This is a genomic window from Qaidamihabitans albus, from assembly GCF_016464705.1.
Lineage (GTDB): Bacteria > Actinomycetota > Actinomycetes > Mycobacteriales > Pseudonocardiaceae > Qaidamihabitans > Qaidamihabitans albus.
On record NZ_JAEHOB010000006.1, the window covers coordinates 141,840 to 165,073 of the forward strand.

A 23,234-nucleotide genomic window follows, 5' to 3' on the forward strand; every position below is an offset into this window, starting at 1 on the left:
CCAGGTACGCTGGATCGCCGTGTGCTGTCCCAGTGCGACCCTTGCCATCTGGTCCTCGGCGTGGCTGCATGGTGCCGCCGCGTCCGACGACACGCTCGACGCCCTGATGCCGTGGGGTGAGGAGCACGCCGTGGTGGCCGCCGATCCGGGTACGGCGGAGACGTTCGACGTGCCGGTCAGCGGCGCCGTGCCCGCGGCACCGGCGCGCCTGCTGCCGTCCCTGCGCCGGCTTGGCGCGGCCGACATGCGCCTCGTGCTGCCCGTCCCGGGCGACGTCCGCGGGCTCGGTGGCGGGGGGCCGTTCACCGAGGCCGCCCTGCGCGCCGGTGAGGCGATGGTGCTGCCTGCGCTCGGCTACGGCGTGGTGCCGCAGCCGATCGCCGAGGGGCTGCTCCGCTGGACGGTGTTCCCGCTGGCGAGCACCGTGGCATCGGAGTACACCGGGCTGGGCGAGGCCGAACACGGGCTGACCGACGCGATCCGCGACAGCGCGGGCGCGCTGCAGTCGCTCGACGTCGCCAGGGAGCGGCCCGGGGTCCGCGCCGAGCTGTCCGCGAAGCTGCGCTCGACCCCGAAGCTGGACTGGCCGCCCGGCACGCCGGGCCGCGCGCTGCGGGTGCTGCAGCGGGCCGAGGAGGTCGGCGCGATCCTCGCGCTCGCGCACGCCGACGAGCCCGGCGGGGCGCTCTCGGCCTCGGCGGTGACGCGCAGGGCCGACGCGCTGCGCCCACTGTCCGACGCCGTGCGCACCGCGCGCTGCGCCGCCGTCAACGAGGCCGTGCGGGTGTTCGCCGACCAGGCCACGCCCTCGTGAGTGCGTAACAGTGTTCTAACTCGCGTAGGCACTCACGAGGGGCGGCGGACGGGCTCGCAGCAGCCCGGCGCGCACGGTGCCCCGTCGGCCGTCTCCCCTGCGGCCGGGAAGTGCGACAGCTTGCGCACCGGCGCACCGCAGATGTGCTCCCGGATCAGTTCCACGACGAGTTCGGCGAAACGCGGGTCGGCGTTCGGCGTGGCGGCGCGGGCGAAACCCATGCCGAGCTCCCCGGCCCGCTCCGCGGCCTCGTTGTCGAGGTCCCAAATCACCTCGAGGTGATCGGAGACGAACCCGACCGGGCACACCACCACGGCGCGCACGCCGTCGGCGTGCAGGGCGTCGATGTGGTCGACGATGTCCGGCTCCAGCCAGGGCACCTGAGGTGGGCCGGAGCGCGACTGCCACACCACGTCGTAGGCTCCGATCCCCGCCTCGGCGGCCACCAGCCGGGCCGCCTCGGCGATCTGCCGCGAGTAGCGGTGCCCGCCCTCGCCCGGCGGCCCGGCCGCGGCGTCGGCGCTGACCGGCACCGAGTGCGCCACGAACACCGTCCGGCTACCTGCTCCCTCGCCCAGTTCGGCGTGCGCCGCACGCACCGCGTCCGCGAACGCGCCCACGAACAGCGGATGGTCGAAGAACTGGCGAAGCTTGACCAGCACCGGCGCGTCGGCGCCGACGGCGGCCCGCGCCCTCGCGATGTCCTCGTCGTACTGCCGGCACGCCGAGTAGCCACCGTAGGCGCTCGTCGGGAAGACCAGCGCCCGCCGCACCCCGTCGGCGGCCATCCGCGCGACCGTGTCCTCCACCATCGGCCGCCAGTTCCGGTTCCCGAAGTACACCGGCAGCTCGATGCCCTGCGCCGAAAGCTCCTTCTCCACCGCGGCGATCGCCTCGCGGTTGAGCCGGTTGATGGGCGACACCCCGCCGAAGTGCTGGTAGTGCTCGGCGACCTCGTCGAGCCGTTCCCGTGGCACTCCCCTGCCCCGCGTCACGTTCTCCAGAAACGGCATGACCTCGTCCGGCCCCTCCGGGCCGCCGAAGGACAACCACAGCAGCGCGTCGTAGTTCACGCCACCATCTTTCCGCTATGACGCGCCCCACGCAGGGCCGGGTGCCGCCTTCCGGTGCCGTACCGCTCGCCGCGCCGGCGGGCGTCAGCCCATCGCGTGCACGCCGCCGTCGACCCAGATCATCGACCCGGTGGTGGCCGGCAGCCAGTCGGAAAGCACCGCGCAGATCGTCTTCGCGACCGGTGTCGGATCCTCGGTGTCCCAGCCGAGCGGAGCGCGGTCGCCCCACGAGTTCTCCAGCTCCTCGAAACCCGGGATCGACTTCGCGGCCATCGTCTTCACCGGCCCGGCCGTGACCAGGTTCACCCGGATCCCGCGCGGGCCGAGATCCCGCGCGAGGTAGCGGTTGACCGACTCCAGCGCCGCCTTCGCGACGCCCATCCAGTTGTAGGCGGGCCAGGCGAAACGCGCGTCGAAGTCCATGCCGACGATCGACGAGCCGCGGTCCAGCAGCGGCAGCGTCGCCACCGCCAGCGACTTCAGCGAGTACGCCGACACCTCCACCGCCTTCGCGACGTCCTCGGCGGGCGCGTCGAGGAACGGCGCGCCGAGGCAGCTCTGGGGGGCGAAGCCGATCGAGTGCAGCACGCCGTCCAGCCCGTCGGCGTGCTCCCGAACCCGGTCGGCGAGCGTGTCGAGGTGCTCGGCGTTCTGCACGTCGAGCTCGATCACGGGCGCGGGCTCGGGCAGCCGCTTGGCGATGCGTTCGACCAGCGAGAGACGGCCGAAGCCGGTCAGGATCACCTGCGCGCCCTGCTCCTGCGCGGCCCTGGCCGCATGGAACGCGATCGACGCGTCGGTGATCACGCCGGTGATGAGCAGGCGCTTGCCTTCGAGCAGTCCGGACACCAGTCCTCCAGTGGGAGAGAGATACGGCAACGTCGGGGTCGTGAGTGGAGGGTCAGTGGCCCATGCCGAGGCCGCCGTCGACGGGCAGTACCGCACCGTTGATGTAGGCGGCGTCGTCGGAGGCGAGGAACCGCACCGCCGCGGCGATCTCGTCGGCCTGGCCGTAGCGGGCCGCCGGGATCTGCGCAAGGGCGGCCGCCCGCTGGTCCTCGGTGAGCGCGTCGGTCATGTCGGTGACGACGAACCCTGGTGCCACCACGTTCGCGGTGATGTTGCGGGAGCCGAGCTCCCGCGTGAGCGAGCGCGCCATGCCGACCAGGCCCGCCTTGCTCGCGGCGTAGTTGACCTGCCCGGCGCCACCCGAGAGGCCGACGACCGAGGAGATGAACACGAACCGGCCCCACTTGGCGCGCAGCATCCCGCGCGAGGCGCGCTTGGCGACGCGGTAGGCGCCGGTCAGGTTGGCGTCGACGACGCGGGCGAACTGGTCCTCGTTCATCCGCATCAATAGCGTGTCGTCGGTGATCCCGGCGTTCGACACCAGCACCTCGACCGGCCCCTGGTGCTCCTCGACCTGCTTGAACGCGGCGTCGATCTGCTCGGTGTCGGTGACATCGGCCTGCACGCCGAACAGCCCCTCGGGGGCTCCGGAGCCACGGTGCGTCACCGCGACCTCGTGCCCGGCCGCGGCGAGTCCGCGGGCGATCGCCAGCCCGATGCCGCGATTGCCGCCGGTGACCAGTACGGACCGTCCCACGTGATACTCCTCAACCGATGAACCAGTGCGTCGCTGCTGACGCGGGTGAGGCTATCGGCTCGCGTGACGCCAGTCGCGGGCACGGCGCCGCTACGCTCGGGTAACCCGGCATGGCGTTCGACACAGCGGCCCGGAGAGCCGGAGGAAAGGGTGTGGCGTGCGAGTACTGCTCGTCGAGGACGACGACGGGGTCGCGGGCGCGCTCGCGGAGAGCCTGCACGACCGCGGTCATGCCGTCGACCGGGCCGCCCGCGGCGCCGACGCGCTCACCCGTCACCGGGAGGCCGACCTGGTGCTGCTGGATCTCGGGCTGCCCGACACCGACGGCCTCGAGGTGCTGCGCAAGATCCGCCAGGTCTCCGGTGTGCCGGTCGTCGTGCTGACCGCGCGGGGCGACGAGCGTTCCGTCGTCCGCGGCCTGCGCCTCGGCGCCGACGACTACCTCACCAAGCCCGTCGGTCTCGCCGAGCTGCTGGCCCGGATGGACGCCGTGCTGCGCCGCACCGCGGGCCCGGCCGTCGCGGCCGGGGAGGTGGTCCGGGTCGCCGACGTCGAGATCGACCTCGCCGCCCGGCGCGTCGTCGCGGGCGGCGAGGAGGTGCCGCTGACGACCAAGGAGTTCGACGTGCTCGCCGTGCTCGCCGCCCGGGCCGGCACCGCGGTGAGCAGGCAGCAGGTGCTCGACGAGGTGTGGGGGGACGCCTACCTGGCCGTCTCGCGGTCGCTGGACGTGCACGTGACCCAGCTGCGCGCGAAGCTCGGCAGGCCGGGCCTGCTGGCGACGATCCGGGGCTTCGGCTACCGGCTGGGCGAGTGAGCAATGCGCGCCCGGCTGCTGCTCGTGCTGGTCGTGTTCGCGCTCGCGGCCGTCGCCGGGTTCGCCACGCCGCTGCTGCGCAGCACGGCCGAGCAGCGCACGCAGCAGCTGGCCATCGGCCGCGACGCCGACATCGACCGGTTCGTGGTCCTCGCCCAGCAGGCCGTCGACTCGGGCGACACCACTGCCCTCGCCGCGGACGCGCGGCGCTACGCCGAGCTCTACGGCGAGGGCGTCGTGGTGGTCGACGCCCGCCGCGAACCGCTGACCCAGGCGGGCCTGTCGCTGACCGACCCCGGAGTGCGCGCGGTCGTGGAGGGTGCGCTGCGCAACCAGCCCGGTCCCCAGCCGCCCACGCTCAGCCCCTGGTCGGCGGAGCCCGTGCTGCTCGCCCGGCCGGTCGGGACCGGCACGCGGGTCGCCGGAGCCGTCGTGCTGCGGGCATCGGTGACACCGGCGGCCGCCGACGTGGCCCGCCGCTGGACGGCCGTCGGGCTGGGCGCGCTGCTGGCCGCCACGGCGTTCGTGCTGCTGGCGATGCTGCTCGCCCGGTGGGTGGTGCGGCCACTGCACGCGCTCGAGGACGGGGTCCGTGCCGTCACCGCGGGGCGGCGCGCGCAGGTCCCGGCCGGGGCCGGGCCCCGAGAGCTGCGGTCGCTGGCGGCGTCGTTCAACCGGATGTCCGACGCGGTCGTCGAGTCCGCCGATCAGCAGCGCAGGCTCGTCGCCGACGCCTCGCACCAGCTGCGCAACCCGCTCGCCGCACTGCGACTGCGGGTGGACTCGCTCGGGACGTCGGTCAGCGGCGAGGGCCGCCGGGCCTACGAGGCGACCGTCGCCGAGGTGGAACGGCTGGAGTCGCTGGCCGACGGGCTGCTGGCGCTCGCCCTCGCCGAGAGCACCGCGACGCGGCTGGCCGCGGGTGCCCCGGCGGGGGAACCTTGCGACGTCGCGGCGGTCGCCGCCGACCGGGCCGACGCCTGGCGGGCCGCGGCCGACCGGGCCGGCGTCCGGCTCACGCTGCGCGGCGACGGCCGCGTGCTCGCGGACTGCCCCGAGCCGGAGCTCGCCCAGGTGCTCGACGTCGTACTGGACAACGCCATCCACTACGCCGGCCGCGGTGCCCGCGTAGAGCTGGCCTGGACGTTCGAGCCCGCGGACGGCCTCGCCCGGCTCGTCGTCAGCGACGACGGGCCGGGGCTGAGCGCCGAAGGACTGGCCAAGGCGACCGACCGGTTCTGGCGGGCGGGCGGCGACGGTGCCCCGCGCGGCACCGGGCTTGGCCTCGCGATCGCGCACCGGCAGGTCACCGGCCGGGGTGGCCGGCTGGAACTGCGGCCGGTGCGGCCACACGGGCTGGCCGTGCGGATCACCCTCCCGGTGGGTGCGGGATGACCGTCGCCCGCCGGACCGCGCTGCTCGGCGGTCTCGCCGCCGCGCTGGCCGGCTGTTCCGGCCCCGGCTACCGGGGGCCGCAGCGCTCACTGACCATCGCCGCCGGCGAGCGCGGCGGCTTCTACCTGGCCTTCGCCGAGTTGCTGGCCGCCGAGCTCGACCGCGCGGAGCCGCGGCTGCACTGCGCCGCCGTCTCCACGGAGGCGAGCGTGGACAACATCGGGCTGGTCCGTGACGGCGAGGCCGATCTGGCGCTCACGCTGGCCGACGCCGTCGAGGCCGCGGTCACCGGCGCGGCACCGTTCCCGGGCCGGGTGCCGCTGCGGGCGATCGGCCGCGTGTACGAGAACTACCTCCAGTTCGTCGCGCGGGCCGACGGTCCGGTGCGGACGGTCGGCGACCTCGCCGGACGGCGGGTCTCCCTCGGTGCGGCCGGCTCAGGGGCCGCGCTGACCGGGGACCGGCTGCTCGCCGCGGCCGGGCTGTCCGCCCGGACCGGCCACCTGCCGCTGGCCGAGGCCGTCGCGGCACTGCGGGAGCGGCGGATCGACGCGCTGCTGTGGTCCGGCGGGGTGCCGACGCCGGCGCTGGCGGAGCTGAACCGCCGGGCCGGGCTCGTGCTGCTGCCGCTGGACGGCGTCCTGCCCGCGCTGCGCGCCGCGCACGGACCCGTCTACCAGGAGGTCCGGGTACCCGCCGACGCCTACGCGGGCGTCCCGGCCGTGCCGACCATCGGCGTGGCGAACCTGCTGGTGTCCGCCCCCAGCCTGCCGGACGACGTGGCGGCGGCCGTCACCCGCGTGCTCGGCACGAGAGCGGCGAACCTGGTGCCCGAGCAGGCCGTCGGCGCGCAGTACCTCGACGTGCGCACGCTGATCGGAACGCGGTCGGTGCCGCTGCATCCCGGCGCCGCCGCGGCGTACCGTGCACTGCACGGTTGATCACCGAGCCGGAGAGGAGCGGGCCGTGGGGCAGCGGGAACCCGTCGTGCGGATGCCGTTGAAGGTGCGCTACCACGAGTGCGACCCGCAGGGGATCGTCTTCAACGCGAACTACCTCGCCTACGTGGACATGGCCTCCTTCGAGTTCTGCGCGGCGCTGTTCGGCTCGCACGCCCGGCTGCTGGAGCGCGGGATCGACATGGTCGTGGCCGAGACGAACCTGCGCTACCGCGCGCCGAGCCGCTTCGAGGACGAGCTCGTGGTCGGTCTTAGCGTCGAGCACGTCGGCACCACCTCGCTGGTGCTCGGCATCCGCATCGACCGTGGGGACGAGCTCGTCCTCGAAGGCAGCAACCGCTACGTGTGGATCGACACCACCGGGCACCGGCCGACGCCGCCGCCGGACGACGTGCGCTGGATCCTCCACGACGCCCGGCGCGGCGGCTGGTGACCGCCGCCCGGGCAGGCGCTCACGAGCCCTCCCGCACACCGGGACGGCCGTCCTCGACGACGTAGGTCGCGCGGGTGCGGACGGGCGCGCCGGGCCTGGTGACGTACGGAACGACCCGGAAGTCGCTGCGCCACCGCCGGCGGTTGACGTTCACCCGCACGTAGCCGCGCTGGGCGTTGAAGAACCGCATATGCGGGTTGGCCGCGAGGAACTCCTGCCCGGTCGGTGTCATGTCGGCACCGTCGCCGCCACTGGTGATGGAGGTGCCGACGAACTCGCTGCCCACGGTGGGCGAGGCCGGATCGGTGAAGTCCCGCTTGAGGTCCCAGGCATAGTTCTGGTGCCGGTCACCGGTGATCACCACGAGGTTGCGCACCCCGCGGGCCTGCGCCTCGGCCAGCACCCGGTCGCGCTCGGCCGCGTAGCCGTCCCACGGGTCGAGCCACACCTCCGTCGCCGGACCCGCGTCACGGTCGGTCTGGCCCATCGGCGCCTGGTTGCCGAGCACCTGCCACCTGGCCCGGGACGTGCTGAACCCGTCGAGCACCCAGTCGCGCTGCCGCCCACCGAGGATCGTGCGGTCGGGGTCGAGCCGTTCGGTGCAGGTCGCCGAAGCACCGTCGCCGCACGGCTGGTCGTCGCGGTACTGCCGGGTGTCCAGCATGGTGAAGTCGGCGAGCCTGCCGTAGGACAGCCTCCGATGCAGGTGCACGTCCGGCCCGGAGGGCAGCTGCGCGTGCCGGAAGGGCATGTTCTCGTACATCGCCTGGAACGCGATCGCCCTGCGCCGCCGGAACTCGCCGGGGTCGTCACCGTCCTGCGAGATGTCGCCTGCCCAGTTGTTGTCCACCTCGTGGTCGTCGATGGTCATGATCCACGGGAAGCGCGCGTGTGCCCGTCGCAGCGGGGCCTCGGACTTGTAGAGCGCGTACTGCAGCCGGTAGCGGGCGAGGTCGAGCGTCTCGCCGTGGAAGCGCTCGTCCACCTCCACCCCGCGCCGGTTGTCGGCCACGCCGTACTCGTAGAGGTAGTCGCCGAGGTGCACCACCAGGTCGAGGTCCTCTTCCGCGAGATGCTCGTAGGCGGTGTAGTAGCCGTCCTGCCATGCCTGGCACGAGGCGAAGGCGAAGTTCAGCTCGCGGGGGTTCGCCCAGCGGGCCGGAGTCGTCCTGGTCCGGCCCGTCGTCGAGACCTCACCGCCCGCGCGGAAGCGGTAGAAGTACTCGCGGCCGGGTGCGAGGCCGCGAACCTCCGGGTGCACCGAATGCCCGAGCTCCGGCGTCGCGACGGCGCTGCCCCGGCGCACGACGCCGCGGAATCGCTCGTCGACCGCGACCTCGTACTCCACCCGGACGGGCCGTGCCGGCATGCCGCCCGTGCCGTCCTCGGCGAACGGCTCGGGAGCCAGCCGGGTCCACAGCACCACGCTGTCGGGTGCCGGATCGCCGGAAGCCACCCCGAGCGTGAACGGGTCCCTTCCCCGGACCGGCGCGGCGAGCGAACCCGCCGCGTTCCACGCGCCGGTGCCGAGCAGCACGGCCGCGGCACCGGCCGATCCGTAACCGAGAAACCGACGGCGGGACAATCTCGACGAACGCGCGGCCACAGGTCCTCCAATGGTGTGACGGTGGGAACAGGAGAATCGTCGGTTTCCGACGTGACCGGCGAGCCGCACGTGAACGAACGACGGATTAACGGAGAAGATCAGCACTGTGTTCCGGATCGTGTTCTACCGCCCCGAGATCCCGCCCAACACCGGCAACGCGATCCGGCTGGCCGCCAACACCGGGTGCGAGCTGCACCTGATCGAGCCGCTGGGCTTCTCGCTGGAGTCGAAGTACGTGCGCCGCGCGGGGCTGGACTACCACGACCTGGCCCACCTGCGCGTGCATCCGGACCTCGGCACGGCCTGGCGCGAGCTCGCGCCGGAGCACGTGTACGCGTTCAGCACCACGGCGACCCGCTGCTACACCGACGTGTCCTACGCCGAGGGGGACGTGTTGCTGTTCGGCCCCGAGTCGGTGGGGCTGCCCGAGGAGGTGCTGCGGGACCCGATCGTCACCGACCGGCTGCGGCTGCCGATGCTGCCCACCTCACGCTCGATCAACCTCACCAACACCGCGTCGATCGCGGTCTACGAGGCGTGGCGGCAGCACGGCTTCCGCGGCACGCGCTGAACGGGGTCAGGGCAGGCGCTGCCCGATGAACAGCGAAGCCCCCGCGGCCGAGATGAGCATGATCGTCCCCAGTGCCACCCACGGCTTGCTGGCGTCCACGTCCTTGGTCTCGTAGCCGATCTGCTCGCCGAGGCTCGCGTACACCTGCTTCAGCTGCTCGGCGGTCGCCGCCTTGTAGAAGTCGCCGCCGGAAAGGCGCGCGATCTCCTGCATCGACGCGTCGTCGACCTCGACCGGCACCTCCTTGCCCTCGATGTCGACGGTGCCGTGGGAGGTGCCGAAGGAGATCGTCGTGACCGGAATGTCCCTCTGCTTGGCCATGCCGGCCGCGGTGAACGCGCCGCGCGGCGCGTACTCGTCCTGCGGGACGGTCTGCTTGCCGTCGGTCATCAGCACGATCCGCGCGGGCGGCGGCCCCTCCGCGCCGCCGACCACGGCGGAGAAGCTCTCGATCGACTGCAGCGCGGCGAAGATGCCCTCACCGGTCGCCGTGGACTGGGCCAGCTTCAGGTTGTCGATCGCCGTCACGACCCCCTCGCGCTCGGTGGTCGGTGCCACGAGCACGGTGGCGGTGCCGGCGAAGGAGATCAGGCCGAGGTTGACGCCGGGGGTCAGCCCCTTCGCGAACTGACGCGCGGCGTCCTGCGCCGCCCTGAGCCGGCTGGGCTCCACATCGGTGGCCTCCATCGACAGCGACACGTCGATCACCAGCATGACCGTCGCGCGGTTGCGCGGCACCTTCTGCTCGGCGGTCGGGCCGGCGAGGGCGAAGGTGAGCAGCAGCAGCGACACGATCAGCAGCGCGGCGGGCAGGTGCCGTGTCCAGCCCTGGCTGCGCGGCGCGACCCGTTCCAGCAGCTCCAGGTTGGAGAACCGCATGGTGCGTCTGCGGCGGGCCCGCATGGCGACCACGTAGCCGACCGCCACCGCGGCGACCACGAGCAGCAGCAGGAACCACCAGGGCGAGCTGAACCCGGTCAGGCTCATGACGCGGCTCCCGACCAGCCGCGCTTGCGGGCGACGACGAACCGCACGGTGTCGGCGATCCAGTCAGAGTCGGTACGCAGCACCAGGTGCCCCGCACCGGCCTGGCGCAGCGCGCGGGCGACGTCCGCGCGATGTGCCTGCGCCGCCGCGGCGAACTCCTTGCGCAGCAGTGCGGAGGCCTTCACCTCGCGCTGGCGGCCCGTCTCCGGGTCCGCCAGCACCACGGTGCCGACCTCGGGCAGGTCCACGTCGCGCGGGTCGACCACCTCGATGCCGACGAGCTCGTGCCGCGCCGACAGCGCGCGCAGCGGCCGCTCCCAGGCGGTCCCGCCGAGGAAGTCGGAGACGACGACCGCGAGGCCGCGGCGCCGCGGCGGCCTGCGGAGCTGCTCGATCGCGGCGGCAAGGTCGCCGCGGGTGCCCTCCTCCGCGCGGGGCATCTCGGCCACCTTGCGCACCAGGTTGCGGGAATGGGCGAGCCCGCCCCTGGCCGGCAGCCGCTCGGTCCGCGCGCCGTTGGAGATCAGTGCGCCGAGCCGGTTGCCGCCACCGCTGGTGAGGTACGCGATCGCCGCGACGGCGCACACCACGAGGTCCCGCTTCTCGCAGAACGCCGTGCCGAAGTCCAGGCTCGCCGACAGGTCGGCGACCACCCACGTCTCCAGCTCGCGGTCGGCCACGGACTCCCGGATGTGCGGCACCGTCGTGCGAGCGGTGACCGCCCAGTCCATCCGGCGCACGTCGTCGCCCGGCTGGTACGGCCGCGCCTCACCGGGTTCCGACCCCGGCCCCGGCACCAGGCCGAGATGGTTGCCCTGCAGCAGGCCGTCGAGCCGGCGGCGCACGTCGAGCTCCAGCGTGCGCAGCCCGGCCTCGAGCCGCTCCCCGCGGAGCACCGGCGGTGCCCAGTCCGGCCGGCCGCCGTTCTCGTCCCTCATGACACCCTCATGACGCCCTCATGACACCTTTGCCTGTTCGTTACCGGCCCGGCGCACCCGCGGTGACGGGCTGACCCGAGCCACCCTGCGGACGCGCGGAGACCTGGGGCAGCGGCACCGTCTGCAGCACCCGGGTGATGATGTGGTCGAGCGGCACCCCGTCGGCGAGCGCGTCGTAGGACAGCACGAGCCGGTGCCGCAGCACGTCCGGCACCACGTCGACCACGTCCTGAGGCAGCACGTAGTCGCGTCCGCGCACGAGGGCGAGCGCGCGCGCCGCGGCGATGACACCCAGGCTCGCGCGCGGCGAGGCACCGTAGGAGACCCAGCCCGCCACGTCGGTGAGGCCGTGCTCGTTGGGTGTGCGGGTGGCGAGCACCAGCCGCACCACGTAGTCGACCAGCGCGTGGTGCACGAAGACCTGGGCGGCCACGTTCTGCAGGCGGACCAGCTCCGCCGGGCTGAGCACCTCGTGCGGTTCGGGCGGGGTCACGCCCATGCGGTAGACGATCTCCCGCTCCTCCTCCGCCGTCGGGTACTCCACGATGATCTTGAAGAGGAAGCGGTCGCGCTGCGCCTCGGGCAACGGGTAGACGCCCTCGTTCTCGATCGGGTTCTGGGTCGCCAGCACGAGGAACGGGTCGGGCATCGGGAAGGTCTGCCCGCCGATCGAGACGTGTCGCTCGGCCATGATCTCCAGCATCGCCGACTGCACCTTGGCGGGCGCGCGGTTGATCTCGTCGGCGAGCACGAAGTTCGCCACGACCGGCCCGAGCTCGACGTCGAACCTCTCGCTGCCCTGCCGGTAGATCCGCGTGCCCACAATGTCGGCGGGCACGAGGTCGGGCGTGAACTGCACGCGGGAGAAGGAACCACCGACCACCCGGGCGAAGGTCTCCACCGCGAGGGTCTTCGCCACACCGGGCACGCCCTCCAGCAGCAGATGCCCCTTGGCCAGCAGCCCGACCAGCATGCGCTCCACGAGCCGGTCCTGCCCGACGATGATGCGCTTGACCTCGAATACGGTGCGCTCCAGCAGCTGTGCGTCCCGGGCCGGGGTGCCGGGTTGCGCGCTGCCCGGGTGCGCCGAGTTCGCGCCGTCGGAGTAGCCGGGCTCGGTCACGCCTAACCTCCTCGCTGGGTTTGTGTCCACCTACGCCGGGTGACCGTACCCGCTGGGCCGGACCCGGTTGATCGCGACCGTAGGGATCTCCAGCAAACCCGCTACCCGGTATGACCCCTGTGAAGACCCTCCGGCGCGGCCCGCCCGCGGGCCGCGACGCAGCGTCATCGCCCTTCGAGGTCGCCGGGCGTGTCCACGTCGTCGGCCTCGCCCGGCTCGGCCGGGACGTCCACGATGGACAGACCGCCGAGGGTCGCGTGCAGCGGGGCGCCCACCGGGTCGGCCGGCAGCGCCGCGCGCAGGGGCCCGTCCCGCCAGACACCGATCAACCACTGCCTGTGGCCACCGGGGTCCACGAGGACCGCCCCTTCGGCCGTGCCGATCGCGGCGCGCAGCCTCTCCACTGTGGACGGTGTGACCCCGGCGAGGTCGGCGGCGAGCACCGCGACCAGATCCGCCCTGACCGTGCCGAGCCCGGCGGCAAGCGCCGCGACCGGGCCGGAGCCGGGTGGGTCCTCCCGTGTCCAGCGCACGCCGGGCAGTCCCGGCCGCGGCGGGCCGACGACCACGACCGGGTCCGCGTCCCGCAGCGCCGCCACCGCCCGGTGCAGCAAAGACATGCCGCCGACCTCGAGCATCGGCTTGTCCAGCCCGGAGAGCCTGCGGGCGGCGCCGCCCGCCAGCACCACACCGGCCAGGCCGCCCGCTATGTCCATCGGGCGTGCCGGCGGCAGCGGGTCATCAGCTCATCCGATCAGGCGAGTCGCGTACGGCATGATGCCGCCGTAGCGTACCGGCGCGACCCGCACGCTCCCACCCGAGTACGGCGCCTCGATCATCTGCCCGTCGCCCAGGTAGAGCGCGACGTGGTGGATGCGGCCGGGGCCCCAGAACAGCATGTCCCCCCTACGCATCTGCGACAGCGGCACTTTGCGGCCCGAGTTGTACTGGTAGCCGCTGTAGTGCGGCAGCGACTTCACCCCGGCGAAGGCGTAGATCATCAGACCGGAGCAGTCGAAACCGATCTTGTTGTAGTCGCCGTAGGAGTCCGCCACTCCCCCGTCACGGATGCCACGCGTCGGCCCGCTGGCGTTGCCGCCACCCCAGGCGTAGGTGACGCCGAGCTGCGACATGGCCCGCGAGATCACCGATTCGACACTCGCCCCCGCGGGTGCGGAGACCGGTCGGCTCTCCTGGGCGGCGCCGCCGTTGCCGGACGACGACATCGCGGCCTGCTGTGCGCGCTGGCGCTCCTCCCGCTCTTTCTGCGCGAGCCAGTCCTCGTAGCGCTGCCGCTGCCCCTCCAGGCCGTCGACCCTCGACTGCGCCGCGTACAGCTGCCGCTCGACACTGCGCTTGTCCGCCTCGAGCTCGTTGGCCCGCTGCGCCTGCCCCTCCCTGGCCTGCACGGCGGCGGCCTGCGCCGCGTCCGCCGCGGCCTTGGCGTTCTCCGCCTCGGTCCGCCGCTGCTCGGCCACCTCGAGAGCCTTGCGGGCGGCCGCGTCCTTGTTCGACTTCTCGACCCGCGCCTGCTGCATGCCCTCGAGCGCGTCGAGCTGGCTGCCGCTCACCGCGTCCAGCAGCTGGGCCCTGGCCAGCAGGTCCTTCGGGCTTTCCGAGCCGAGGTACGCGCCGACGGAGCCGATCGTGCTGCCCTGCTGGTAGCTGCTGGACACGAACTGGTCGAGCTGCGCCCTGGCGGACTCGATCGCCGCGGCCGCCCCGTCGGCCTCCGCCCTGGCGGCGTTGGCCTCCCGCTCGGCCTGGTCGGCGGCGTCCTGGGCGGCGTGCATGTCGACGAGCGCCCTGTTGGCCTCTTCCATCTTCAGCGCGACGTCGTTCTGCAGGTCCGCGAGCCGGGCCTCGGCCTCGGCCAGCCGGTTGGTCAGCTCACCGACCTCGTCGGCCGTCGAGTCGGCCGCCCCGCGGCTCGCCTCCAGTTCGGAGTCGCTCGGGTTGGGTGGTGGCGGCGGCACCGCGGCACCCGTTCCGGTCGCGCCGAGCAGCGCCACGAGTGCGAGCGCGCCGACCGCCGCACCTTTCCGGAGCCCAGCCCCCACCGTTGGTCCTTTCGGCACAGCCGCCACCTCCCCAAATGGTCTCGGCATGACTGTGCCATTCGAGTCACATACTCACCAGCTGTCACACTGGAAACTCCGGCAACGTGGACAACATTTCCCCAATATGGGGGATATCCCGTGTCACCGAATCGAGATGTGCGGAAGATCGGAGTGCGGTGAACCGGTGGCCTCCCCGCCGCGTCCGAGGGCCGGAGCACCGTGACCAGCAGGGACCAGGGAGAGACAGCCATGCCGACGGCTACCCGCGTCTGCGCGTCGCTCGCCGTGCTCGGCCTCGTGGTGGCCGTCGCGGGCACTTTTCTGCCGTGGTTCCACTCGGGCGAAATGGAACGCGGTAGTTACGAGGCGGCCGCGCTGCTGGCCCATTTCGACCTGGTCCGCAACGCGTTCGCCGGTGCGGCGCTGCGAGGATGGGTCGCCATGCCGCTGCTCGCCGCCGGATGCGTCGCGCTGTACGCGCTCCGCCTGCCACGTACCGCCGCGGCCGCGACCACCGTCCTGTCGATATTGGTGGGAACCGTCGCGGTACTGACTCTCGTCCAAGGCGGCGGCGAAGGAGCCACCGGCGCCGTCGGGGTGTCCGCCACCGGCCCCCTCACCACCACCACAGGCATGATCCTCGCGCTGCTCGGCGCACTCGGCGTGCTGGGCACACTGAGCCGCGCAGGCGCGACGACCGGAAGAGCAGGTGTGCGACCGTGACCAATCCAGGCCCGGGCGGCCAGTGGCCGCCCCAGCAGGGCGCTCCGCAGCAGGGCGGCTACTACCCGCCTCCCGGCCCGCAGTACGGGGCGCCGCAGCAGTACCCCGCCGGGCCGCCGCAGCAGCCGTACCCGCAGCCGGGCTACTACCAGCAGCAGCCGCCTCCGGGCCTCGGGGTCGCGCCGCCGCAACCCCCGCAGCCGCCGAAGAAGAGCCGGCGCGGCCTGGTCGTCGCGCTGGTCGCCGCACTCGTACTGGCCCTGGGCGGGGGCGCCACGTGGTTCGCACTCTCGCAGGGCGACTCGGTCGCCGCCGGTGCCGAGACACCCGGCGAGGCGGCGATGAACCTCGCCACCTCGCTCGGCAACGGTGACATCGTCGGGCTGCTGACCACGCTCGCCCCGGCCGAGGCGGCCGTGCTCACCGATCCGGTGGCCGAGACCACCGACGAGCTGAAGCGGCTCGGCATCCTCGACCAGGACGCCGACCCGCAGGCACTGACCGGAATCGAGATCAGCACCGAGAACCTCACGTTCGACGACGCGCAGGCCGAGCAGGTCAACGACCATCTGACGATCACGAAGCTGACCGGCGGCAAGCTCACCGTCAACACCGACTTCAGCAAGGTGCCGGTCGCCGAGGACTTCCTCGATGCCGCCCTCTCCGAGGGCGAGCAGCGCGAGCTGGAGCAGGCACCGCAGACCGAGACGATCGACATCGGCGAGAAGGTTCGCGAGACCGGCGAGCCGGTCCGGATCGCCACGGTCAAGGTCGGCGACGAGTGGTATCCGAGCCTGCTCTACACGATCGCCGACTACGCCCTGCAGGACGCGGGAGAGCCGTGGCCGCAGCAGGCGATCCCGGCCAACGGCGCGGGCTCGCCCGGCGAGGCCGTGCAGCAGACCGTGCAGGCCGCCCTCGACGGCGACATCAACCGGGTTATCGAGCTGCTGCCGCCGGACGAGATGGGCGTGCTGCACGACGCCGGCCCGGTCATCGTGGCGGCGGCAGGGGGCGCTGCCGGGCCCACCGGCGTGGAGATCACCAAGCTGGAGACCGAGACCAGCGACGTCACCGGCGGGACCAGGGCCACGCTCACGGCGCTGGAGCTGCAGAAGGACGGTGGCGCCAGCACCTTCGCGCTGACCAGGGACGGCGACTGCTACCGGATGACGGTCGACGGCCGCTCCGACGAGCTCTGCGCGGACCAGCTCGGGGCGATGATCCAGAGCGAGTCGGACACCACCCTGCCTCCGGAGGCCCAGCAGGCGCTGCAGAGCCTCGGTACCGGCGTGATGGAGCAGGGGCTCGGCGTGGTCACCACCGAGGTCGACGGCAAGCACTACGTCAGCCCGCTGCGCACGTTCAACGAGCTGGGCATGACAGTGCTGCGCAGCCTGGAGCGCGAGGACATCGAGGGGCTGCTCCGCGCGGCCAGGTAGTTGCCAGGAAAGCCGCGGCGGCGCGCGGGCCCGGTACCACACGCTGGTGCCGGGCCCGTCTCGTGCCTCCCCTTGAACTCAAAAAAGGACACGCGTACTGTTAAGGTAGCAGGGCGGCGTCGACCGGCCCACCTCTGCGGGCACGACAGGGGTGCGCAAGACTCGGCCTTGCCACGCCCGGACTACCGCCGCACGACAACCGAACCGACCCGGAGTGAGACGTGACTGCACCCGCCAGCAAGGACAGCTTCGGCGCTCGCGACACGCTGAACGTCGGGGACGCCTCCTACGAGGTGTTCCGGCTGAACAAGGTCGAAGGCGCCGAGCGCCTCCCCTACAGCCTGAAGATCCTGCTCGAGAACCTGCTGCGCACCGAGGACGGCGTGAACATCACGGCCGACCACATCCGTGCGCTCGGCGAGTGGGATCCGGAGGCGGACCCCTTCACGGAGATCCAGTTCACGCCCGCCCGGGTGATCATGCAGGACTTCACCGGCGTGCCGTGCGTCGTCGACCTCGCCACCATGCGCGAGGCGGTCACCGAACTCGGCGGCGACCCGGACAAGGTCAACCCGCTCGCGCCCGCGGAGCTGGTGATCGACCACTCGGTGATCATCGACGTCTTCGGCCGCGCCGACGCCTTCGACCGCAACGTCGAGTTCGAGTACGAGCGCAACCGCGAGCGCTACCAGTTCCTGCGCTGGGGGCAGAACGCCTTCGAGGAGTTCAAGGTCGTCCCGCCGGGCACCGGCATCGTGCACCAGGTCAACATCGAGCACCTCGCGCGCACGGTGATGGCCCGCAACGGGCAGGCCTACCCCGACTCCTGCGTCGGCACGGACTCGCACACCACGATGGTCAACGGGCTCGGCGTCCTCGGCTGGGGTGTCGGCGGCATCGAGGCCGAGGCCGCGATGCTCGGCCAGCCGGTGTCGATGCTCATCCCGCGGGTCGTCGGCTTCAAGCTGACCGGTGAGATCCCGACCGGGGTGACCGCCACCGACGTCGTGCTCACCATCACCGAGATGCTGCGCAGGCACGGTGTGGTCTCGAAGTTCGTCGAGTTCTACGGCGACGGCGTGGCGCAGGTCCCGCTGGCCAACCGCGCCACCATCGGCAACATGAGCCCCGAGTTCGGCTCCACGGCGGCGATCTTTCCCATCGACGAGGAGACGATCCGCTACCTCAAGCTGACCGGCCGGTCCCCCGAGCAGGTCGCGCTGGTGGAGACCTACGCCAAGGAGCAGGGCCTCTGGCACGACCCGGCTCACGAGCCGGTGTACTCGGAGTACATCGAGCTGGACCTGTCCACCGTGGTCCCCTCGATCGCCGGGCCGAAGCGCCCGCAGGACCGGATCGAGCTGACCGACGCGAAGTCGTCCTTCCGCAAGGCCGTGCACGACTACGTGGAGGAGCAGTACCCGACCCCGCACACCAAGATCGACGAGCAGGTCGAGGAGTCCTTCCCGGCCAGCGACCCGGCGTCGCTCTCCTTCGCCGACGAGGACGCGGTGGAGGTGCACTCGGCGGCCAACGGCGCGTCCGGCCGGCCGAGCAAGCCGGTGAAGGTGAGCACCACCGACCGCGGCGACTTCGTGCTCGACCACGGTGCCGTGGTGATCGCCTCGATCACGTCCTGCACCAACACGTCCAACCCCTCGGTGATGCTCGGCGCCGCGCTGCTCGCCCGCAACGCGGTGGAGAGGGGCCTCTCCGTCAAGCCGTGGGTGAAGACGTCGATGGCGCCGGGGTCGCAGGTCGTCACCGACTACTACGACAAGGCCGGGCTCTGGCCGTACCTGGAGAAGCTGGGCTACCACCTGGTCGGCTACGGCTGCACCACGTGCATCGGCAACTCCGGCCCGCTGTCGGAGGAGATCTCGGCGGTGGTGCAGGAGAACGACCTCACCGTGGTGTCGGTGCTGTCGGGCAACCGGAACTTCGAGGGCCGGATCAACCCGGACGTGAAGATGAACTACCTGGCCTCGCCGCCGCTGGTCATCGCCTACGCGCTCGCCGGGACGATGGACTTCGACTTCGCCGAGCAGCCGCTGGGCACCGACGCCGACGGCAACGACGTCTACCTCGCCGACATCTGGCCCTCGGCGCAGGAGATCCAGCAGACCATCGACTCCTCGATCACGCAGGAGATGTTCACCAAGGACTACGCGGACGTCTTCGACGGCGGCGAGCGGTGGAAGTCACTGCCGACCCCGGAGGGCAAGACCTTCGAGTGGGACCCGGAGTCCACCTACGTGCGCAAGCCCCCGTACTTCGAGGGCATGCGGGCGCAGCCGGAGCCGGTCACCGACATCGCCGGTGCCCGGGTGCTGGCCAAGCTCGGCGACTCGGTCACCACCGACCACATCTCCCCCGCCGGTGCCATCAAGGCCGACTCGCCGGCAGGCCGGTACCTGCAGGAGCACGGCATCGAGCGCAAGGACTTCAACTCCTACGGCTCGCGCCGCGGCAACCACGAGGTGATGATCCGGGGCACGTTCGCCAACATCCGGCTGCGCAACCAGCTTCTCGACGATGTGCAGGGCGGCTACACGCGTGACTTCACGCAGGAGGGCGGCCCGCAGGCGTTCATCTACGACGCCGCGCAGAACTACGCGGCCGCCGGCATCCCGCTGGTGGTGCTCGGCGGCAAGGAGTACGGCTCCGGCTCCTCGCGGGACTGGGCCGCGAAGGGCACGAGCCTGCTCGGGGTGCGCGCGGTGATCGCCGAGTCGTTCGAGCGCATCCACCGCTCCAACCTCATCGGCATGGGCGTGATCCCGCTGCAGTTCCCCGAGGGCGAGTCGGCCGCTTCGCTTGGCCTGGACGGCACGGAGACCTTCGACATCGCCGGGATCACCGAGCTCGACAGGGGGACGACGCCGCGGACCGTCCGGGTGACGGCCACCAGGCACGACGGCACCGAGATCGGCTTCGACGCCACCGTCCGCATCGACACCCCCGGTGAGGCCGACTACTACCGCAACGGCGGCATCCTGCAGTACGTGCTGCGCAAGATGACCGCCTGACCCCTGCGAACGGCAACTGCCATGAAAGACTCGTTACTGGCGAAAAGTGCCAGTAACGGGTCGTTCATGGCCATCGGGGGATGCGGGTGACGGTCGTGGTGCTGGTCGCCGGCTGCGTGGTCCTGGTCGGGGCGCTCGTGCAGGGTTCGGTGGGCTTCGGCATGAACCTCATCGCGGCCCCGCTGCTGGCGCTGATCGAACCCGCGTTCGTGCCCGTGCCGCTGATCATCGTCGCCAGCGGCCACGCGCTGCTCGCCATCGCCCGCGAGCGGCACGACACCGACTGGCGTGGCGTGGGCTGGATCATGCTTGGCCGCGTACCGGGCACGATGCTCGGCATCCTCGCCGTCGCCACGCTCGCCCAGCGGCCGTTCGCCGCCGTCGTCGGCGCGTCGGTCCTCATCTGCGTGCTGCTGTCGGTCACGTCGTGGCGCCCGGTGCCCGCCGCTGGACCGCTCGTGGTCGCCGGGGTGGCCAGCGGCACGTTCGGTACCGCCGCGTCGATCGGCGGACCGCCGCTCGCACTGCTCTACCAGCACTCTGCCGGGCCGCGAATCCGCGCCACGATGGCCGCCTGCTTCGTGCTCGGCTCCGCGGTCTCCCTCGCCGGGCTGGGCCTGGCCGGCCAGATTCACCCGCTCCAGCTCACGCTCGCCGCATGGCTCCTGCCGTTCCTGGTCGCCGGGTTCCTGCTGTCCGGGCCCGCCCGCGGCCTGCTCGACGGTGGCCGTACCCGGGGCGCGGTGCTCCTCGTGGCCGCCGGGAGCGCCGCCGCGCTGGTCGTGCGCAGCGCCATCGGTTGAGGCCCGGCGCTTTGCCTGTCCCGGACTGTCACGGGTTGTCGCCGGGCTCCGGTGTTCCGTGCCGCCACACGCAGTCGGAGTAGCCCGCGAGACGTAGCTCGCCGGCCGCAGGGTCGTAGTTCACGGCCAGCCGGTACTTGCCGTCCTCGGCCCGGGCGTTCAGCAGGTCGCCGTCGCCGCTCGTGCGATATCCCTCGCCGCTCCAGTACGCGCCGACCGCCTCGAGGAACCGCCGGGCAGGCTCCGCCGCCACGTCGGCCGCGGTGTACTCCACGCCGATCGTCACCTGGCCGGTGAAGTCGGAGCCACTGAGACCCTTCACGCAGCTGCTCTGGTTCTCCGTCACCGTCCGGTAGCCGAGCCTTGGCGCGGTCGGCACCGCCCTCCGCGTCTCGTCGAGGAGGCCGTCGATCCGCGCCGCCGCCTCGTCCGCGGTAGGAGTCCGCTGCTCCGCCTGATCGCAGCCGCTCAGTGCCGCGGCCGCGATCAGGCAGGCGGCGAGGATCACCCGGCCTGATGCTCGCACGGCTCCTCCGTCACTTTCCCGTCTGCCCGTCCAGAGTCGGCGCCAGGTAGCCGGGCAGCGCCCGTTTCAGCTCGGTGATCCAGCGGTCACGCTCGCCGTGGACACTACCGCGGTCGTGTGCAGGCGGGCGCCCTTGCTCACGAGGGCCCGGCGGCGAACGGCCGCTCGTTCGGCTCGTACACCTGACCGGGCGGCGGCACCGTGAGGTTGACGAGGTAGTCGCCCACCGCCTTGTCCACGCCGTCGGAGTCGCCGAGGATGCAATGCCCGAACGCGTCCACCGAGAGCAGGCGCGCATGACCGAGTTGGTCGGCCATGCGCTCGGCGAACCGGTACTGCGTCGCCGGGTCGTAGTAGTTGCCGATCACCAGCACCGGCTGTTCCGTCTCGCCGTTCCACGGACCGCGGTACGCGTCGGTCCCGCCCGGCCAGACGGGGCAGCCCGCGGGGTCCGCGAACGCCTGGTACCGGCCGAACACCGGTGACTTCCGCTCCCACTCACCGGCGAGAACGGGCAGCCGGTCCTGCGTGTGCCGGAACGACTTGTCCGAGCAGTTCACGGCGAAGTAGGAGTCGTGCCCGGTGTAGGCGCTGTCCGGGCGCACGTCGTGCCGGACGTTGCTCGGCGGGTTCAGCAGCGTGCCGATGTCGCGGCCGGTGAGCGCCGTCAGCTTCGTGTTCGCCGACGGAACCGCGACGCCGTAGACCTTCTGCAGATCTTCGGCGAGACCGGTGAACGCGCCGGGCGAGTACAGCGCGCCGCCCACGCCGTTGACCAGCGTGCTCAGGTCCACCTTCGTGCCGTCGGGCAGCTTCACGGGCTTCTCGCGGACTCGCCGGAGGAGTTCGTCGAACTTCTGGCGCGGGCTCCCCTCACCGAACGCGCACCTCGGCGCCGCCCGCTTGCACGCGTCCAGGAAGGCGTCCAGCGCGTACTCGAAACCCCGGGCGCGCTCCCGGTCGTACCGCAGGCCGTCGCCGGTCCGCAGCTCCGGGTCGACGTTGCCGTCCAGTACGAGTGCCCGCGTGTTCTCCGGGTACATGTTCGCATAGGTGGCGCCGAGGAGCGTGCCGTAGGAGAAGCCGACGTAGTTGAGCTTCGCGTCACCGACGGCAGCGCGCAGCAGGTCGAGATCACGGGCGACGTCCTTCGTGGACATGTGCCGCAGCAACGAGCCCGCGTTGCGCTCGCAGAAGCCCCCGTAGTCCCGGAAGGTCGCGAGCGTGTCGGAGATCTCCCGCAGCGTCTGTGGCACGTGGACGGCGCGGGAGAAGACTTCCGACGAATCCTCCCCGGTGGTGAAGCAGCGCAGCGGCGCGCTCTCGCCAACCCCGCGCGGGTCGAAACCGACCACGTCGAAGCGGTCGAGCACACGTGGTTCGAGGAAGCTCTCGGCCGCGATCGGCATCGTCCGGCCGGGCCCACCGGGACCGCCGGGGTTCAGGAACAGCGAGCCGATCCTCCGGCCGGGTTCGTCGGCGGCGCGGCGGAGCAGCGCGAGGTCGATCGTGCCGAGTGCGGCGTTGTCGTGGTCGATCGGGACCCGGTACGTGCCACAGCTGTACTGCCCGGCGGTCTCGGCGGGAAGCATGGCCTGCGTGTCCTCTGTGCACGGTCCCCACTCCACGGCGGCGACCGCGGCGACGTCCGCGGCGCCGGTGTCGGCGGTGGCGGCGGGTACACCGGCCGGTACGGCACCCGCGACCAGAATCCCGACCAGTGCGAGCCTCCGCTTCACCGTGAGCACCCGGTTCCCTCCCATAAGCCGCCGAGCCGTTGCCGTACGCACTGCGAAGAATGGCACATCACCAGGGCACCGGGGCGTCATCCGATCGGCTGGTTCAGACCTCACCGGCCCCGCGGGCGCAGGACGAAAATCGGCAGTTCCCGCCCGGCGGCCGCCCGCTCCATCTCGTAACCGGGCCAGAACCGGAGCAGCTCCCGCCAGAGCCGAGCGTGCTCGGCGCCCTCCACCTCGCGCGCCCGCACCGGGATCTCGCGTCCGCGCACGAAGACCGTCACGTCGGGCCGCGCGCGGAGGTTGTACGTCCAGGCCGGGTCGTTGCGCCGTCCCCAGTTCGACCCGGTCAGCACGTACCCGTCGCCGAACGGGTAGTAGAGCAGGTTCGTCTCCCGGACCAGGCCGGTCCTGCGTCCGACGGTACGCAGCCGCAGGGACGGCAGCCCGGCGATCGCGACGAGGCTCGTGCGGCCCCGCGTCAGCTCGTGCAGCCTGCGGTCCACCCTGACGACGGCGGGCGCGAGCCGCATCAGCCACGGCCGGGTGCCGAGCGCCCGCGCGAGCGCAGGCAGCGGGTTCCGTGTCCC

At 72.3% G+C, this 23,234-nt stretch carries 23 protein-coding genes; 10 read left to right on the forward strand and 13 right to left on the reverse strand.

The window, feature by feature from the left end:
* Positions 1–19 precede the first annotated feature (19 nt).
* Positions 20–814: an Rv1486c family protein gene (locus tag JAP66_RS14145; RefSeq protein WP_199432368.1), complete on the forward strand. Its 795-nt coding sequence runs from the start codon at positions 20–22 to the stop codon at positions 812–814.
* 32 nt (positions 815–846) lie between these two features.
* Here the strand turns inward: JAP66_RS14145 and JAP66_RS14150 are convergent, their stop codons facing one another.
* The 3 genes from JAP66_RS14150 to fabG form a co-directional block, all read right to left on the reverse strand.
* Positions 847–1,887 carry a ferrochelatase gene (locus tag JAP66_RS14150; RefSeq protein ID WP_199432182.1) on the reverse strand — a complete coding sequence of 347 codons (1,041 nt, stop codon included), beginning with the start codon at positions 1,885–1,887 and terminating at the stop codon, positions 847–849.
* Positions 1,888–1,971: 84 nt separating this feature from the next.
* The gene (fabI, locus tag JAP66_RS14155; protein WP_199432183.1) at positions 1,972–2,736 is read right to left on the reverse strand and encodes an enoyl-ACP reductase FabI; all 765 of its coding nucleotides are present in this window, start codon (positions 2,734–2,736) and stop codon (positions 1,972–1,974) included.
* 52 nt (positions 2,737–2,788) lie between these two features.
* Positions 2,789–3,493 carry a 3-oxoacyl-ACP reductase FabG gene (fabG, locus tag JAP66_RS14160; RefSeq protein WP_199432184.1) on the reverse strand — a complete coding sequence of 235 codons (705 nt, stop codon included), beginning with the start codon at positions 3,491–3,493 and terminating at the stop codon, positions 2,789–2,791.
* A 157-nt stretch (positions 3,494–3,650) separates the two neighbouring features.
* Between fabG and JAP66_RS14165 the strand changes: the two genes are divergently transcribed.
* The 4 genes from JAP66_RS14165 to JAP66_RS14180 are packed head-to-tail and all read left to right on the forward strand — an operon-like array spanning position 3,651 to position 7,097.
* Entirely contained in the window at positions 3,651–4,310 is a 660-nt protein-coding gene (locus JAP66_RS14165; protein WP_199432185.1) for a response regulator transcription factor, read from the forward strand.
* 3 nt (positions 4,311–4,313) lie between these two features.
* On the forward strand, positions 4,314–5,705 hold the full coding sequence (locus JAP66_RS14170; RefSeq protein WP_199432186.1) for a sensor histidine kinase: 1,392 nt from the start codon (positions 4,314–4,316) through the stop codon (positions 5,703–5,705).
* A complete protein-coding gene (locus JAP66_RS14175) occupies positions 5,702–6,646 on the forward strand; it encodes a TAXI family TRAP transporter solute-binding subunit (protein ID WP_199432187.1) in 945 nt (314 codons plus the stop codon). The genes JAP66_RS14170 and JAP66_RS14175 overlap by 4 nt, the downstream gene beginning before the upstream one ends.
* A gap of 52 nt (positions 6,647–6,698) precedes the next feature.
* Entirely contained in the window at positions 6,699–7,097 is a 399-nt protein-coding gene (locus JAP66_RS14180; RefSeq protein WP_199432369.1) for an acyl-CoA thioesterase, read from the forward strand.
* Between the two features lie 19 nt (positions 7,098–7,116).
* On the opposite strand, the gene JAP66_RS14185 is transcribed toward JAP66_RS14180, so the two are convergent.
* Positions 7,117–8,703, reverse strand: coding sequence for an alkaline phosphatase D family protein (locus tag JAP66_RS14185; RefSeq protein WP_199432188.1), 1,587 nt, complete (start codon positions 8,701–8,703; stop codon positions 7,117–7,119).
* Positions 8,704–8,809: 106 nt separating this feature from the next.
* Here JAP66_RS14185 and JAP66_RS14190 point away from each other — a divergent pair, with 106 nt between their 5' ends.
* A complete protein-coding gene (locus JAP66_RS14190) occupies positions 8,810–9,274 on the forward strand; it encodes a tRNA (cytidine(34)-2'-O)-methyltransferase (protein ID WP_199432189.1) in 465 nt (154 codons plus the stop codon).
* A 6-nt stretch (positions 9,275–9,280) separates the two neighbouring features.
* On the opposite strand, the gene JAP66_RS14195 is transcribed toward JAP66_RS14190, so the two are convergent.
* The 5 genes from JAP66_RS14195 to JAP66_RS14215 form a co-directional block, all read right to left on the reverse strand.
* Positions 9,281–10,261, reverse strand: coding sequence for a VWA domain-containing protein (locus JAP66_RS14195; RefSeq protein ID WP_199432190.1), 981 nt, complete (start codon positions 10,259–10,261; stop codon positions 9,281–9,283).
* On the reverse strand, positions 10,258–11,199 hold the full coding sequence (locus JAP66_RS14200) for a DUF58 domain-containing protein (RefSeq protein ID WP_199432191.1): 942 nt from the start codon (positions 11,197–11,199) through the stop codon (positions 10,258–10,260). Before JAP66_RS14200 ends, JAP66_RS14195 begins: the two co-directional genes overlap by 4 nt.
* A 40-nt stretch (positions 11,200–11,239) precedes the next feature.
* Positions 11,240–12,322, reverse strand: coding sequence for an AAA family ATPase (locus tag JAP66_RS14205; RefSeq protein WP_199432192.1), 1,083 nt, complete (start codon positions 12,320–12,322; stop codon positions 11,240–11,242).
* Between the two features lie 164 nt (positions 12,323–12,486).
* The gene (gene mobA / locus JAP66_RS14210; protein WP_199432193.1) at positions 12,487–13,038 is read right to left on the reverse strand and encodes a molybdenum cofactor guanylyltransferase; all 552 of its coding nucleotides are present in this window, start codon (positions 13,036–13,038) and stop codon (positions 12,487–12,489) included.
* 30 nt (positions 13,039–13,068) lie between these two features.
* Positions 13,069–14,430 carry an NlpC/P60 family protein gene (locus tag JAP66_RS14215; protein ID WP_199432194.1) on the reverse strand — a complete coding sequence of 454 codons (1,362 nt, stop codon included), beginning with the start codon at positions 14,428–14,430 and terminating at the stop codon, positions 13,069–13,071.
* A 201-nt stretch (positions 14,431–14,631) separates the two neighbouring features.
* On the opposite strand from JAP66_RS14215, the gene JAP66_RS14220 reads away from it, so the two are divergent.
* Positions 14,632–15,105: a hypothetical protein gene (locus JAP66_RS14220; protein WP_199432195.1), complete on the forward strand. Its 474-nt coding sequence runs from the start codon at positions 14,632–14,634 to the stop codon at positions 15,103–15,105.
* Positions 15,102–16,547 (forward strand): flagellar basal body protein FliL, encoded by a 1,446-nt coding sequence (locus tag JAP66_RS14225; protein ID WP_199432196.1) that lies wholly within the window; start codon positions 15,102–15,104, stop codon positions 16,545–16,547. The genes JAP66_RS14220 and JAP66_RS14225 overlap by 4 nt, the downstream gene beginning before the upstream one ends.
* On the opposite strand, the gene JAP66_RS33195 is transcribed toward JAP66_RS14225, so the two are convergent.
* Positions 16,448–16,696: a hypothetical protein gene (locus tag JAP66_RS33195; RefSeq protein WP_199432370.1), complete on the reverse strand. Its 249-nt coding sequence runs from the start codon at positions 16,694–16,696 to the stop codon at positions 16,448–16,450. The genes JAP66_RS14225 and JAP66_RS33195 overlap by 100 nt on opposite strands.
* A gap of 72 nt (positions 16,697–16,768) precedes the next feature.
* Between JAP66_RS33195 and JAP66_RS14235 the strand changes: the two genes are divergently transcribed.
* Together JAP66_RS14235 and JAP66_RS14240 are read left to right on the forward strand one after the other, a co-directional pair.
* On the forward strand, positions 16,769–19,576 hold the full coding sequence (locus JAP66_RS14235; RefSeq protein WP_199432197.1) for an aconitate hydratase: 2,808 nt from the start codon (positions 16,769–16,771) through the stop codon (positions 19,574–19,576).
* Between the two features lie 80 nt (positions 19,577–19,656).
* Positions 19,657–20,379, forward strand: a complete 723-nt coding sequence (locus JAP66_RS14240; protein ID WP_199432198.1) for a sulfite exporter TauE/SafE family protein — start codon at positions 19,657–19,659, stop codon at positions 20,377–20,379.
* Between the two features lie 28 nt (positions 20,380–20,407).
* Here JAP66_RS14240 and JAP66_RS14245 read toward each other — a convergent pair whose 3' ends face one another.
* The 3 genes from JAP66_RS14245 to JAP66_RS14255 form a co-directional block, all read right to left on the reverse strand.
* Positions 20,408–20,905, reverse strand: coding sequence for a hypothetical protein (locus JAP66_RS14245; protein WP_199432199.1), 498 nt, complete (start codon positions 20,903–20,905; stop codon positions 20,408–20,410).
* Between the two features lie 137 nt (positions 20,906–21,042).
* The gene (locus JAP66_RS14250; RefSeq protein ID WP_199432200.1) at positions 21,043–22,668 is read right to left on the reverse strand and encodes an alpha/beta hydrolase; all 1,626 of its coding nucleotides are present in this window, start codon (positions 22,666–22,668) and stop codon (positions 21,043–21,045) included.
* Between the two features lie 86 nt (positions 22,669–22,754).
* On the reverse strand, positions 22,755–23,177 hold the full coding sequence (locus tag JAP66_RS14255; RefSeq protein WP_199432371.1) for a nitroreductase family deazaflavin-dependent oxidoreductase: 423 nt from the start codon (positions 23,175–23,177) through the stop codon (positions 22,755–22,757).
* Between the last annotated feature and the right edge of the window lie 57 nt (positions 23,178–23,234).